The sequence below is a fragment of the Qipengyuania sp. S6317L1 genome (assembly GCF_023015615.1).
Taxonomy (GTDB): Bacteria; Pseudomonadota; Alphaproteobacteria; order Sphingomonadales; family Sphingomonadaceae; genus Erythrobacter.
Genome location: NZ_JALKAJ010000005.1, coordinates 95,892 through 109,548 on the forward strand (window position 1 = coordinate 95,892; position 13,657 = coordinate 109,548).

Annotated in this window: 13 protein-coding genes and 1 tRNA gene; 7 read left to right on the forward strand and 7 right to left on the reverse strand. The window is 60.6% G+C overall.

The window, feature by feature from the left end:
* The first annotated feature begins 63 nt into the window (after window positions 1–63).
* The 5 genes from serA to MWU38_RS12070 all read left to right on the forward strand — a co-directional run bounded on the left by serA (window position 64) and on the right by MWU38_RS12070 (window position 6,764).
* A complete protein-coding gene (gene serA, locus MWU38_RS12050; RefSeq protein ID WP_247272063.1) occupies window positions 64–1,647 on the forward strand; it encodes a phosphoglycerate dehydrogenase in 1,584 nt (527 codons plus the stop codon).
* A 125-nt stretch (window positions 1,648–1,772) separates the two neighbouring features.
* On the forward strand, window positions 1,773–2,879 hold the full coding sequence (locus MWU38_RS12055) for an ATP phosphoribosyltransferase regulatory subunit (RefSeq protein ID WP_247272064.1): 1,107 nt from the start codon (window positions 1,773–1,775) through the stop codon (window positions 2,877–2,879).
* 120 nt (window positions 2,880–2,999) lie between these two features.
* Window positions 3,000–4,706, forward strand: a complete 1,707-nt coding sequence (locus MWU38_RS12060; protein ID WP_247272065.1) for a hypothetical protein — start codon at window positions 3,000–3,002, stop codon at window positions 4,704–4,706.
* Between the two features lie 106 nt (window positions 4,707–4,812).
* Entirely contained in the window at window positions 4,813–6,102 is a 1,290-nt protein-coding gene (locus MWU38_RS12065; protein WP_247272066.1) for an adenylosuccinate synthase, read from the forward strand.
* A gap of 95 nt (window positions 6,103–6,197) precedes the next feature.
* Complete coding sequence (locus tag MWU38_RS12070) at window positions 6,198–6,764, forward strand: L,D-transpeptidase family protein (protein WP_247272067.1); 567 nt, start codon at window positions 6,198–6,200, stop codon at window positions 6,762–6,764.
* A 27-nt stretch (window positions 6,765–6,791) separates the two neighbouring features.
* Here MWU38_RS12070 and MWU38_RS12075 read toward each other — a convergent pair whose 3' ends face one another.
* Together MWU38_RS12075 and MWU38_RS12080 are read right to left on the reverse strand one after the other, a co-directional pair.
* A complete protein-coding gene (locus tag MWU38_RS12075) occupies window positions 6,792–7,175 on the reverse strand; it encodes a DUF6768 family protein (protein ID WP_247272068.1) in 384 nt (127 codons plus the stop codon).
* A gap of 12 nt (window positions 7,176–7,187) precedes the next feature.
* Entirely contained in the window at window positions 7,188–7,757 is a 570-nt protein-coding gene (locus MWU38_RS12080) for a sigma-70 family RNA polymerase sigma factor (RefSeq protein ID WP_247272069.1), read from the reverse strand.
* Between the two features lie 132 nt (window positions 7,758–7,889).
* On the opposite strand from MWU38_RS12080, the gene MWU38_RS12085 reads away from it, so the two are divergent.
* Window positions 7,890–8,888 carry a MarR family transcriptional regulator gene (locus tag MWU38_RS12085; RefSeq protein ID WP_247272070.1) on the forward strand — a complete coding sequence of 333 codons (999 nt, stop codon included), beginning with the start codon at window positions 7,890–7,892 and terminating at the stop codon, window positions 8,886–8,888.
* A 79-nt stretch (window positions 8,889–8,967) separates the two neighbouring features.
* On the opposite strand, the gene MWU38_RS12090 is transcribed toward MWU38_RS12085, so the two are convergent.
* The 4 genes from MWU38_RS12090 to argH are packed head-to-tail and all read right to left on the reverse strand — an operon-like array spanning window position 8,968 to window position 12,723.
* The gene (locus tag MWU38_RS12090) at window positions 8,968–9,786 is read right to left on the reverse strand and encodes a bifunctional precorrin-2 dehydrogenase/sirohydrochlorin ferrochelatase (protein WP_247272071.1); all 819 of its coding nucleotides are present in this window, start codon (window positions 9,784–9,786) and stop codon (window positions 8,968–8,970) included.
* A gap of 23 nt (window positions 9,787–9,809) precedes the next feature.
* Entirely contained in the window at window positions 9,810–11,069 is a 1,260-nt protein-coding gene (gene lysA / locus MWU38_RS12095) for a diaminopimelate decarboxylase (protein ID WP_247272072.1), read from the reverse strand.
* Window positions 11,070–11,098: 29 nt separating this feature from the next.
* A complete protein-coding gene (locus MWU38_RS12100) occupies window positions 11,099–11,347 on the reverse strand; it encodes a hypothetical protein (RefSeq protein WP_247272073.1) in 249 nt (82 codons plus the stop codon).
* Entirely contained in the window at window positions 11,347–12,723 is a 1,377-nt protein-coding gene (argH, locus tag MWU38_RS12105; protein WP_247272579.1) for an argininosuccinate lyase, read from the reverse strand. Before argH ends, MWU38_RS12100 begins: the two co-directional genes overlap by 1 nt.
* A 46-nt stretch (window positions 12,724–12,769) precedes the next feature.
* On the opposite strand from argH, the gene MWU38_RS12110 reads away from it, so the two are divergent.
* Entirely contained in the window at window positions 12,770–13,357 is a 588-nt protein-coding gene (locus MWU38_RS12110; RefSeq protein WP_247272074.1) for a TlpA disulfide reductase family protein, read from the forward strand.
* Between the two features lie 147 nt (window positions 13,358–13,504).
* Here the strand turns inward: MWU38_RS12110 and MWU38_RS12115 are convergent.
* Window positions 13,505–13,580, reverse strand: a tRNA-Val gene (locus MWU38_RS12115).
* Between the last annotated feature and the right edge of the window lie 77 nt (window positions 13,581–13,657).

The window sequence follows — 13,657 nt, forward strand, 5'->3', positions numbered from 1 at the left end:
ACTCATTTTCTGACAGTCCTTCCTGACAGTCCTCCCTGACAGGGGCGCCCAAAGGATAATCCAATGACCAAACCCAAAGTCCTTATTTCCGACAAGATGGACCCCAATGCTGCGCGCATTTTTGAAGAGCGCGGCTGCGAAGTTGATGTGATCACCGGCGAAACGCCTGAAGAATTGAAGGCGCGCATCGGTGAATACCACGGCCTTGCGATCCGTTCCTCGACCACTGTGACCAGAGAAATCCTTGATGCAGCCACCAATCTCAAGGTGATTGGCCGTGCAGGGATCGGCGTCGACAATGTCGATATTCCCTATGCAAGCGGGAAGGGCGTTGTCGTGATGAACACGCCGTTCGGCAACTCGATCACCACCGCTGAACATGCAATCGCGATGATGATGGCGCTCGCTCGCCAGATCCCGGCCGCCAACACTGGCACGCAGGCCGGCGAATGGCCCAAGAAAGACTTCATGGGCGTCGAAGTCACCGGCAAGACCTTTGGCCTTATCGGCGCAGGTAACATCGGCTCGATCGCCGCTTCGCGCGCGCAGGGGCTCAAGATGAAAGTGGTCGCCTACGATCCTTTCCTCACCGAAGACCGCGCCGTGGAACTGGGCATTGAAAAGGTCGACCTCGACACGCTTTTGCAGCGCGCCGACTTTGTCTCGCTCCACACACCGCTGACCGATGAAACGCGCAATATCCTCAGCCGTGAACGCCTCGAAGGCGCGCGTCCGGGTATCCGCATCATCAATTGTGCGCGTGGTGGCCTGATCGACGAACTGGCTTTGAAAGACTGCCTCGAAAGCGGCCATGTCGCAGGCGCTGCCCTGGACGTGTTTGCCGAGGAGCCAGCGAAGGACAACGTGCTGTTCGGCGCGCCAAACTTCATCTGTACCCCGCACCTTGGCGCAAGCACCACCGAGGCGCAGGTCAATGTCGCGCTGCAAGTGGCCGAGCAACTTTCCGACTACCTCGTCAATGGCGGCGTCACCAACGCGCTCAACATGCCATCGCTGAGTGCAGAAGAAGCGCCCAAGCTGAAACCTTACATGGCTTTGGCCGAGGGTCTGGGGTCGCTCGTCGGGCAACTGGCCCACGGCAACCTCACCAAGATCAGCATCGAGCGTGAAGGTGCAGCCTCAGAGCTTAACGGCAAGCCGATCACCGGCGCTGTGCTCGCAGGCTTCATGCGCCGCTATTCCGACACGGTGAACATGGTCAACGCGCCATATCTTGCCAAGGAACGCGGCCTTGAGGTGAGCGAAATCCGCCAGAACCGCGATGGTGCATTCAACACGCTTATCCGCGTGTCGGTCGAAACCGATCAGGGCACGCGTTCGGTCGCGGGCACATTGTTCGGCAACGAAGCGCCGCGTCTGGTCGAGATTTTCGGCATCGGCATCGAGGCCGAACTCAAAGGCCACATGCTTTATGTCGTGAACGACGACAAGCCGGGCTTTATTGGCCGCATCGGGACGCTTCTGGGCGGCCACGGCATCAACATCGGCACATTTAACCTTGGCCGCCGCGATGCAGGGGGCGAGGCGGTTCTGCTGCTCAGCCTCGATGAGGCGTTGCCTGCTGAAGTGCTTGCCGAAGCCGAACGGCTTGAAGGTGTGAAGATGGCCATGGGACTGTCTTTCTAGGCCGCATTTCGCCCACCCCCGGCCCCTTCCGCCTGCGGGAGGGGAGCGAAACTTGAAAGCTTGCTTTCGAGTTGCAGCGGGGTGGGCATTGCGCGGCTTTCAAACTTCGCCTAGCGGGCAGACCCATGACCAACACCACCGACCTCCTGCCCGAAGGCCTCGAAGACCGTCTCCCGCAAAGCGCCGAGCGGATCACCACCGCGATGCGTACGTGTCTGGGGGCTCTCGATGCCCATGGCTATGACCGGGTGCGTCCGCCGTTGCTCGAATTTGAAAGCTCGCTTGCCGCGCGCATGCAAGGGGTGCAGACGCGCACAATGTTCCGCCTTGTCGATCCGGTGAGCCTTCGCACACTGGCATTGCGGAGCGACATCACCCCGCAGATCGGGCGCATTGCCGCGACCAGTCTGAAGGATGCAGCCCGTCCGCTTCGCCTTGCCTATTGCGGGGAAACCGCGCTTATCAAGGCCAGCCAGCTGAACCCTGCGCGTGGGCGTTTGCAACTGGGCGCAGAATTGATCGGCGCGGACACGCTTGAGGCCGCGATTGAAAGTGTCACCACCGCGATTGCGGCACTCGAGGCAGCAGGGATCACCGGCATTTCGGTCGATTTCGCCATGCCGCGCCTCGTCGATACTCTCGCCGCCACGATGCCGGACCTTGATGCGGACACAACCGCGGCCATCCGCCGCGAGCTTGACACCAAGGATGCCGGCGGGCTCAAGGCGGCAGGCGGAGAGGCGTTCCTTCCGCTGCTTTATGCCACGGGGCCGATTGATGATGCGCTGGCAAAACTGCGCGATTTCGACAGCGAAGGTTCGCTCAAAGACCAGATCGACAAGTTCGCCGAAATCGCAAAACGCATTGGCGCGCGCGCGCGCGTGACCCTCGACCCGACCGAGCGGCACGGGTTTGAATACCAAAGCTGGTTTGGCTTTACCCTCTATGCCGAGGGCCTTCGTGCAGCGATCGGGCGCGGGGGCACCTATCTGATCGGTGGCACCGAAGAACCGGCGACGGGCTTTACCCTCTACCTCAACGCTCTGGCAGAGATCGCACCGCAAGGCGACGCGCGCCCGGTGGTCTATCTTCTCAAAGACCACGACGAAGCCAAGGCCGCCGAACTTCGCGCCGCGGGCTGGCGCACCAAGGGGCAGCTCAGCACCGATGAAGATGCACGCGCGCTTGGCTGCACACACGTGCTGCGCGGCGCCGAGGTCGAAGAGCTGTAAGGCCACAGGCCTCGGGAACGCCAACCAAGCCAATCAAACCAACCAAGCTGTTATTCAGACGCGATCCGCTATAGGATAAGCTATCCGGTAACCTTTAGTCGTGCAGAATGGCGCTTGATTATGATGTGTCGTGCTTCTCTCCTGGCCTGCGTTGGCCTCTTCGCCGTTTCTGCCCAAACCGCCCATGCAGCGGTCGATGAATACACCGTCGAACCTTCGCAAAGGCTCGATATCAATCTCGACGTGTGCTCTGCAGAAACGCAATTGGCGGTGCGCGGGACAGGGGAAACCGACCTCGATTTTGAGGTAACTTCGCCTGACGGGGTAAGCCTTGTGTCCGATGCGGGCATCGACGATTACATCTCGATCGTGCTGACGAATGAGAGCGATGGTTGCGCCCAGTTCAGCCTTTCGGTTTCCAATCTGGGTGATGAGGACACCGATTTCACCCTCGTTCTTGAACCCGTCGTGCCAAGCTCAACCCGCGTCAAAAAGTATATCGTCCAGGGAAATACGACCGAAAGCCATGACTTTCGCGCCTGCGGCACGGCGGCCAACGTCGATATTCGCGGCGATGGTGACACCGATCTCGACTTCATCATCCGCAATTCCGACGGCGGCATTGTCCACGAAGATGCAGGGTCAAGCGATGCAACCAGCGTAAAGCTCGAAGGATTGCTTTCCGATTGCGAAACCTTCGAACTTGAAATCACCAATATCGGTACCGTCTACAACGCGGTGATGGTGGTGATCGAACCCGAAGGCGCGGATACCGCTGCCTTTGCAGGCACATCGCCCACGACCAGCCTTGCCGGAACAGGCACGGCGACGTCTGGATCGGGCGAGGCCCGCATTGTGACCGCTGAAAGCGACGGGCCCGGTGCGTACACGGTGCCCGCGAACACCCATCTTCTGATCGACCTGCCGGTGTGCGATGTGAGCCGTCTGGAAGTGCGCGGCAGCGGGGTGAGCGACCTTGATTTCAGCATTTCCGATGGGGAGAGCAGGGAAATCCACTCTGACGTCGATCTGTCCGATGCGACGTTCAAGACGATGACCCCGAAGGGCGGCTGCGAAACCTTCCGGCTTGAGGTCCGCAACCTTGGCGATGAAGATAATCCGTTCGAAGTGACCTTGATCGACCCGGCAACGCGGGTGGGGGAGATTGGCGCGGGCGAATATCCAATCGATGCGCAAGCCGTGACCAAAGTGCCGCTGCAGGTGTGCAAGACAACGCAGGTAAGGGCGCGCGGGCGCGGGTATAGCGATCTGGATTACGATGTCACCGACAGCTCGGGAAGCGCGGTCCATTCCGACTATGACATGACCGACCACACCGAATTCACCCTCGATCCGCAAGGCAAGTGTCAGGACTATCAGATCACCGTCAACAACCGCGGCACGGATAAAAACGTGCTCACCATCGCTTTTGGCAAAGAGGACGAGGCGGTGGATGCGCGCGGGCGCAGCGGACCGTATGTCGCCGGGCCTTCGCGCCCCAATTCGGCCATTGCGCCCCCCGGTCAGATCGTTGGTTTTCGAAAAGGGGAGGAATTCGGCAATGGCGAGCTCAATCGCAACATCTCGCTCCTCAACCGGACGGGAGAGGCTATCGCCAGCCTTTACTGGTCAAATTCGGCGACGATTGGCTGGGGCAAGGATATGCTAGCCGCAAGCGCGCTTGCCCGGGGTCAGCAATGGAACATCGAAGTCACCGATGGTTCGGATGCGTGCCTGTTCGATTTTCGCGCCATCACCCAAAGCGAGCGCGAAATCGAAGTGGCGCAGGTCAACGTGTGCGAGGACTCCATCGTCGCGTTTGAATAAGGCGGCAGACAGCTGAATTGCGCGCTTGCTCTGCGCAGCGCAACAGCCTAGTTCGCGCTGCGCAACACAAGAACTCAATTTCCCGATACAGAAAGCTTGAAACAGCATGGCCAACGTCACCGTGATTGGCGCCCAGTGGGGCGATGAGGGCAAGGGCAAGATCGTCGATTGGCTTGCATCACGAGCCGATGCGGTGGTGCGTTTCCAGGGCGGCCATAATGCGGGCCACACCCTCGTCATCGACGGCGAGGTGTATAAGCTTTCGCTGCTTCCTTCGGGGATTGTATCGGGCACCATGAGCATGATCGGCAACGGTGTTGTCCTCGACCCGTGGGCGCTTCGCGATGAGGTCGCCAAGCTTGAAGGGCAGGGGGTCGAAATCACCGCCCACAATCTCGCTGTTGCGGACAATTGCCCGCTGATCCTGCCGCTTCACCGCGATCTTGATGGTCTGCGTGAAACCGCTGCTGGCAAAGGCAAGATCGGCACCACGGGCCGCGGCATTGGCCCTGCTTACGAAGACAAGGTGGGTCGCCGCGCAATCCGCGTGTGTGACTTGGCGCACCTCGATGATCTCGAACCGCAGCTTGACCGCCTTTGCGCCCACCATGATGCTCTTCGCGCCGGTTTTGACCAGCCGCCCGTTGACCGGGCGAAACTGCTTGAAGACTTGCGCGAGGTCGCGCCTTTCGTGCTGCGCTTTGCCCAGCCGGTGTGGAAACGCCTCAAGAAAGTGCGCAAGGCCGGCGCAAAAATCCTGTTCGAGGGTGCCCAAGGCGTGCTTCTCGACGTCGATCACGGAACCTATCCCTTCGTCACCAGCTCCAACACAGTGAGCGGCACGGCTGCTTCGGGCAGCGGGCTTGGTCCCAACTCGACCGGCTTCGTCCTCGGCATTGTAAAGGCATACACCACCCGCGTTGGCAGCGGCCCGTTCCCGACCGAGCTCAACGATGAGATCGGGCAGGGCATCGGCGAGCGCGGCCATGAATTTGGCACTGTGACCGGTCGTCAGCGCCGCGTCGGCTGGTTCGATGCGGTGATCGTGCGCCAATCCTGCGCCGTCTCTGGCGTCACCGGCATTGCGCTCACCAAGATCGACGTTCTCGACGGGCTTGAAACGGTCAAGATTTGCACCGGCTATCGCCTGAACGGCAATGTCTATGACTACCTGCCCAGCCATGCCGCCGATCAGGCCAATGTCGAGCCGATCTATGAGGAAATGGAAGGCTGGAAAGAGAGCACGGTTGGCGCGCGCTCCTATGCCGATCTTCCGGCCAATGCGATCAAATATATCCAGCGCGTGCAAGAGCTGATCGAATGTCCCGTGGCGCTTGTCTCGACCAGTCCGGAGCGTGAGGACACGATCCTTATTCGCGACCCGTTCGAGGATTAAGCCCACGCCGGCGCGTGCGTGGTTTGTGTCCCACGCAGAGACCGCTATTTTCGCGGTTATTGTTGGATAAGTGTCTTGCGGCTATTCTGCCGCCTATGAGACAGCTTACGCTCCTTGTTCTGGCATTTGCGATCGCCGCTTGCACAGCCGCGCCCGAGACGGTGGCGACCGCTGGCGCCGAGCCTGTTCGCACCGACCGCAGTGCCGCGATCCGCACTATCCCTGCGCCGCGCCAAACCATTGCGCTTGCCGACTATCTCATTGTCGACAAGTCCAAACGGATGCTGGTCGCTTACAGTCAGGGGAAGCCGATCCGCGCTTATCGGAACTTGCAATTTGGCGACGCGCCCAAAGGGCATAAACGCTTTCAAGGTGATGAGCGCACGCCCGAAGGCGTGTACCGCATCGACTGGCGCAACCCGCAAAGCCGTTTTCACCTGTCCTTGCGCATTTCTTATCCCAATGAACAGGACCGCGCTTTTGCCTCGCAATATGGAATGTCGCCGGGCGGAGACATCTTCATTCACGGACAGCCCAACGGCCTCAACTATGGCCGGATGAGCGGGGATTGGACCGATGGGTGCATCGCGCTCTCCAATGAAGAGATCGAGGAGCTTTGGCGCATTGTGCCCGACGGCACACCCATCGAAATCCGGCCCTAGTTCTTTCAAGTAGCGGTTCCCAGGCGTCTAGTCTTTTGACTTTTCCTCGGAGAGGAGCGCCACCTGCACCTGCAACCGCTTCACTTCGCGCAAGATGGTGAGCATATTCATCCGGGCAAACATCCATTCCTTGGTGAAGCCCATGATGACCAGCAGGCCGACACCGGCAATCGCCCACAGCGTGTGAACCATCGGGTGATCGGTCGTAGTGGCCGCTTGATAGACAACATAAAGCAGCACCATGCCCAGCAGGAAGGTGAAGCCGAACACAAGCTTGGCCCATCCGCCAAGCGGCCCTTGCATGCTGTCGCCAAGCTGCTGGAACAGCCCGCGATCAGCCTCAAGCTTCGTCAGAAACGCATAGTCGTCATCATCAAGCGCCTCTGCGATTTTACGGTCAGTATCGGACATGGGTATTCTCCTTTATGGATCGGGTTTGAGCGCGGCTTTCAGGGCTTTTCGCGCGTTGAAGATGCGGCTTTTCGCAGTGCCTTCGGGAATGGATTGGGCCTCAGCGATTTCACGCAAGGTCAGCCCTTCGACAAAATAAAGATGCGCTGCCACGCGTTGATCGGTCGGCAGGTTTGCAAAGCCTTGCGCGATGGCGGCACGCTCGCTTGCATCGCTGTGCGCGGTGTTGGTGCTTTCCCGGCTGTGCTGCTCCATCGCATCGCGCTCTCGATACGCATGGCGAAGGGCATCAGATCCGCGCCGATGCAGCACAGCAAAGGCATAGGAGCGAAAGCGTGCAGGCTCCTTGATCGTGCCAAGACCTTTCAGGATCGCAACCCAGCATTCCTGCGCCAGATCAAGCGCCGCCTCATCCTCGATGCCATACCGCCGCGCCGCTCTTGCAAGCCTCGGGTTCCAGCGGCGGAACAGCTTCTCGCTCGCCTGCCGGTCGCCACTTTGCGCCATCATCACGAGCCATTCGTCATACAGCGCGGACGCAGGAGGAGGCGCGCTCCGGTCAGGATGGGACGGTTTGCTCATTACACCGGTGTAGTCGCGCAAACGCCCCAAAAGGTTCAACCAATTCGGCCAAAACTTCTGCGCAAACCGGCAAATCTTGACTTGATCCTGATTTGTTCTAATCTTGTTCCAATCAATAAAGGGGGCGATTCGATGCTTTACTCCGACGAGACAGCCGCAGACTTCTCTTACGATACCGCGCAAGATGCTTCGGGGCTTCCGGCCCGGGTGGCGATTTACTCTGACCGTGCGCGGATATGTTCGGAGATTGAGGATGATCTGTCCGGTGCGGGGTTCCGATGCATTGTGGGCGGGGCGCTATCGGCTTTGCTCGATGGCCCGATCAGCCTGCTTGGCGATGTGGTGATGGTGGATTGCCCCCGGGTCGATGCGGGTACTCTGGCGGCGTTGACGCGGCTTGATATGCGCGTGGCGTCTGCTGGAGCGCATTTGATTGTAACCACATCGCTGGATGGGCTGGAAAGCGTGTTTGCCGCCCTCGATCAGTCGGAGCCGCAGATTCTGGTCGAACCAAGCCGGGCGGAGCGATTGGTGGCGGTGGGCCGCACCTTGTCGCAGATCGGCAATGCGCGGGTGCGCGAAATGACCGAGGAAGACCGGTTGAGCCTGCTTTATCTCTCGCGTCAGGTTGATGCGATTGCACAAGAGCTTGATAAGCTGTCCGGGCCTCATGGCCGAGCCACTGCGGAGAAAACAGGCGCCGGCGCGCCTTTCGAAGCGGAGCCCATGCGCAATTCAAATGCGCCTGCGTTTGATCAGTTCGGGCAATTGCCCGACCCGCGGCTTGTGCGTCAGATCATCGCCCGGCGACAGGCGCGCTCCAGATATTTCGAGGGCGAGCTTTTTTCCGACCCTGCGTGGGATATGCTGCTCGACCTCACCGCCGCGCAAGGCGAACACAAGAAGGTATCTGTCACGAGCCTGTGTATCGCGGCCATGGTGCCCGCGACAACCGCGCTTCGCTGGATCAAGCAATTGGTGGATTGCGGCATATTTGAACGCAAGTCCGATCCCAGCGACAAACGCCGCGCCTTCATCGACCTTAGCGAAACAGCCCGCGCGGCCATGATCGGTTATTTCCGCGAAGCGCACGGCCACGCACAAGAGGCCAAGGTGGCAACGACTGGCTGATGTCTGGCGATAGCTTGGTGCGGGCCCCTCATCCCTCTCCCCCTCACGGGCGGGCTCGCACCTCCCGTTTTTTTCAAGATCAATCAGGGCGGCGTATAATAACCGTCGCTCCATCGGGGGCAGTATGGGGGCAGCGGTCCATGCCGCAATCGGGCCCTTTCGAACACACGACCCGCACCGCATCGGCCCGCGCACGCCCCAAGATTTCAGGCGGCGTGCCTGCATCTGCGCACACCACGTCGGCCTCTCCCAGACAGCGTGCCTGTTTCAGCGTCAGATCCTCGGGATCATCGCTGGCAAGCGCAATTGTGAGTATGCTCGGGGCATCCATTGTCGCATCACCATCAAGCCACGCATCGACCCTGTCACTCGACCTTGGGGCAAGCGCATCGAGCGCGCCGCCTTCGCGCAAAGCCTCATCCAGGGCGCGCCTGCGTTCAGCGCCGCCCGGAAACCGCTCGCGCAATCTGGGTCTGGCTGCGTAAAGAGCGCGGGCAAGGGAGCCAAGCGAAGCGGGCAATATCCGCTCCAGCCTCAGCCGCACGTGCTTGGCAAGGCCAGCAGACGCGCCGCCAGTGCCCACTGCGATGAGGACAGGGTTGCGGTCGAGAATGCTCGGTGTCGTGAAATCGCACAGTTCGGGGCGGTCAACGACATTGACCAGCATCCCTGCGCAGCGAAGATTGATCGCCGCCACTTCGCATGCCTTTGCATCCTCAAATGCAACAAAGGCTATGCGCACGCCTTCATCAATCGCGCGCTGCTGGTCATCCTCGATCATTGCCCCTGCGCGCTCCACCAACCGTCGCTTTGGCTCGGCCGCTTCGCCTTCGCCAAGCACAAGGACCGTCTGGCCCTTTAGATTATGAAACAGCGGAAGGCTTTGCAGCTCGCTCATACCGGCTCAATCAGACGCGCGCATCAGGCGAGCCATTCGGGCACGCGCTCTGCATCCATGATCGCGCCTGCATCAATCCGGTCGGCAACCACGGCATATTTGTCGCCATCGACCAGCACTTCGGCGACGAAGCCGCGCGAGTTGTAGGAGGACGCCATCGTCGCACCATAAGCGCCAGCGGTGCGGAAAACCGCAAGATCGCCCGCCTCCAGATGATCGCAAAGGCGGCCCATTGCAAAGGTGTCGCCTGTCTCGCAGATCGGCCCGACAATGTTTGCGGTCATGTCGCGCCCGTTCGGCTCAACGGCGGTGAAATCGTGATACGCGCCGTAGAGCGCAGGGCGCGCCAGATCGTTCATGGCCGCATCGACGATCACGAACGGGTCTTTCACCCCGCGCTTTACCCGAACCACGCGGGTCAGCAAAACGCCCGCATTACCGGCAATCACGCGGCCCGGTTCGAAAATCAGTTTGACGCCCCAGTCTGCGGTTACGCGGGCAACCATCGCGCCATATTCGGCAGGCGAGGGCGGAGTTTCACCCTGCTTGTATGGCACGCCAAGCCCGCCGCCCAGATCGACATGAGTGATGGTGTGACCCGCCCCGCGAAGCGCGCTGACGAGTTCGCCCAGCTTGTTGAATGCGTTTTCGAGCGGCGCCAGATCGCCCAGCTGGCTGCCGATGTGCACCGCGACACCGCGCAGGTTCACGCCGCCTTCGCTTGCCAGCTTGCCGAAAATCTGGCCCGCCTGGCTGATAGGAACGCCAAACTTGTTGTCGGCTTTCCCGGTTGAAATCTTGTCATGCGTGCCAGCGTCGACATCGGGGTTGATGCGAAGCGTGCACTGCGCCTCAAGGCCCAGTTCGCGGGCAACCTCGGCAAGCTCGAGGCCTTCCTCTTCGCTCTCGATGTTGAACTGGCCAATACCAGCCTCAAGCCCGGCGATAAGCTCTGCGCGGGTTTTGCCAACGCCTGAGAAGACCACCTTTTCAGGCGCAATGCCGGCTGCAAGCGCACGGCGCATTTCGCCAACGGAGACGACGTCCGCGCCATAGCCCTGGCTTTGCAGAACCTTCAGAACCGCAAGGTTCGGATTGGCCTTCACCGCAAAGGCGATGAGCTTGTCTGGTACGTCATTCAATCCATCGCGAAAGACCTGGGCGTGGCGTTCAAGGGTCGCTCTGGAATAGACGTAGACGGGCGTGCCCACCTCTTGCGCGATAAGCGGCAGGGGCACGTCTTCGGCGTGCATCACGCCGTCTCGAATTGAAAAATGGTCCATGGGTGTGAGAGGTCTTTGAAAAAGGGTCTTTAATCAGGTGGAAGGTCGAAAGGATCGTCGGCGCGTTCTTCTGACCGGCGACGCAGTTCGACACTGCGTTCAGGAGCGGCGAGCGTTGGCAGTTCGAGCAATTGCTCGGCATCGGGTTTGTCGACTTCGCCGTATGGCGCGACGGGTCTCTCGTTGCTGGCAAGCGGCTGCAAGGGAGCCTGCGCACCGCACGCGGCAAGCGCCAGGCCAAGGCTCAGGGCCAGATGCGGTTTGATAGACTTTGCCATTAGTCCTCCATCCCGAGCGCCCGGCGCGCCCGCTTCACCTGCAAACGTACCTGTTCCGGTGCGGTTCCGCCATAGCTTCTTCGTGCGGCGACCGAGGCATCGACCGAAAGCGCGGCAAAGACGCGGTCATCGATCCGGTCATCAATCGCTTTGAGGTCCGCCAATGGTAGTGCGTCCAAGGCAATGCCGCGGCTTTCCGCCAGCTTGACCGCTGCGCCGGTGATGTGGTGCGCTTCGCGAAACGGGATATCGGCCTCTTTCACCAGCCAGTCGGCAAGGTCGGTCGCGGTGGCATAGCCAAGCTCTGCTGCCTCGCGCATCCGGTCGGTGTGGAACGTCGTTTCTGCGATCATTCCGGTCATTGCGGCGATGCACAGATCGAGCAGGCCCGCCGCTTCGAAGACGGGCGGTTTGTCGTTCTGCATATCCTTGGAATAGGCAAGCGGCAGGCCCTTCATCGAGATCATCAGCGATGTGGCGCAGCCTGCGATCCGACCCGCATGGCCGCGCACGAGTTCGGCGGCATCGGGGTTCTTTTTTTGCGGCATGATCGAACTGCCGGTGGAAAGCGCATCCGGCATCCGCACAAAGCCATAAGGCTGGCTCGCCCAGATGATGAGCTCTTCTGCCAAACGCGACAGGTGGAGCGAGCATTGGCTCGCCGCCATGAGGTAATCGAGTGCAAAATCACGATCGGATACAGCATCGAGGCTGTTGTGCGTCGGCCCGTCAAAGCCAAGCGCCTCGGCGGTCATCTCGCGGTCGATGGGAAAGCCCGTGCCAGCCAGCGCCGCGCTTCCCAATGGGCAGAGCGCCAAGCGCCGCCGCGCGTCGGCAAAACGGTCGCGGTCGCGTGCGATCATTTCGTAATAGGCCATAAGGTGATGGCCAAGCGTCACCGGCTGCGCGGTTTGCAGGTGGGTAAAGCCGGGCATGATGGAGGCTGCATTCTCATCGGCGCGAATGACAAGAGCGATTTGCAGCGCCTCGAGCCCTGCATCCACGCGGTCAATCGCATCACGCACCCACAATTTGAAATCGGTCGCCACCTGATCGTTGCGACTGCGCGCAGTGTGCAGCCGCCCCGCAACTGGTCCGATCAATTCGGCCAGCCGCGCCTCGGTCGTCATGTGGATGTCTTCAAGGTCCCAGTTTTCCGGCACCCCGTTCGTTTCGTATTCGCCCGCGACCTGATCGAGGCCATCTGTGATGGTTTTCGCGTCCTCGCCGCTCACAATATCTTGCGCGGCAAGCATCGCGACGTGAGCCTTGGAAGCGGCGATATCCTGACGCCAAAGCGCCTTGTCGAACGGTATCGAGGCATTGATTTCGCGCATGATCGCGCTAGGTCCATCAGCGAAACGCCCGCCCCACATCGTATTTGCCTCTGTCTCAGGTGTGGGGGTATTCTTGGAGTTGCTCATGGTCCGCTCAATCGCTTGTCTTGGTCTTGCCGCTCTGGCTCTTGGAGGGTGCGATAGTGGCGCTCAGCCCCTCGCGCAAGAAAGTGCTGCTTCTGAGGAGCAAAACACGGCTGCTGCGCCGTCGTCGCAATTGCCGGGGCAAATGGTGCGTGCCTTTGCGGGGACCCGGCTGCCCGATCTGCAATTCAGTGACCCGCAAGGCAATACGCTTGATCTGGGCGAGTTGGATGGGCCGGTGCTGGTCAATTTGTGGGCGACGTGGTGCGTTCCATGCGTGGTGGAAATGCCCGCGCTCGATCAACTGGCGGCCGAGATGGAGGGCGAGGTGAGGGTGCTCACCATTTCACAGGACAATCGCGGCGCGGACGTGGTGGTGCCGTTCTTTGAGGCCCGCGATTTTCGCCATCTGGAACAATGGCTCGACCCGCAGAATGATCTTGCGGTCGAATTCAGCGACGGCGGACTGCTGCCGGTGACGGTGCTGTTCGATGCTGAGGGCAAAGAGCTTTTGCGCGTTGCTGGCGGCTATGAGTGGGACAGCGAGGAGGCTATTGCCCAAGTGCGCGAGGCGCTGGATCAGGAGTAGCGTCCGCACGAACTCGCAGAGTTCGCAAGGCCGGAGTCGAAGCCAAAGGCGCAGACGGCCGAAGGCCACCTGCAAGGCCGACCGCAGGCGCCCCGCACCCCGGACTTGATCCGGGGGAAGGGAATAGCGCCGAGGATTTCAGAAGACTGGTGGGCGATGACAGGCTCGAACTGCCGACCCTCTCGGTGTAAACGAGATGCTCTACCAACTGAGCTAATCGCCCCAACCAGTGTTCACGAACCAGCCAATTTGCTGGTCGGAGCGCGCCAACTAAGGTGCAGGCGCGCCCCGGTCAAGTGT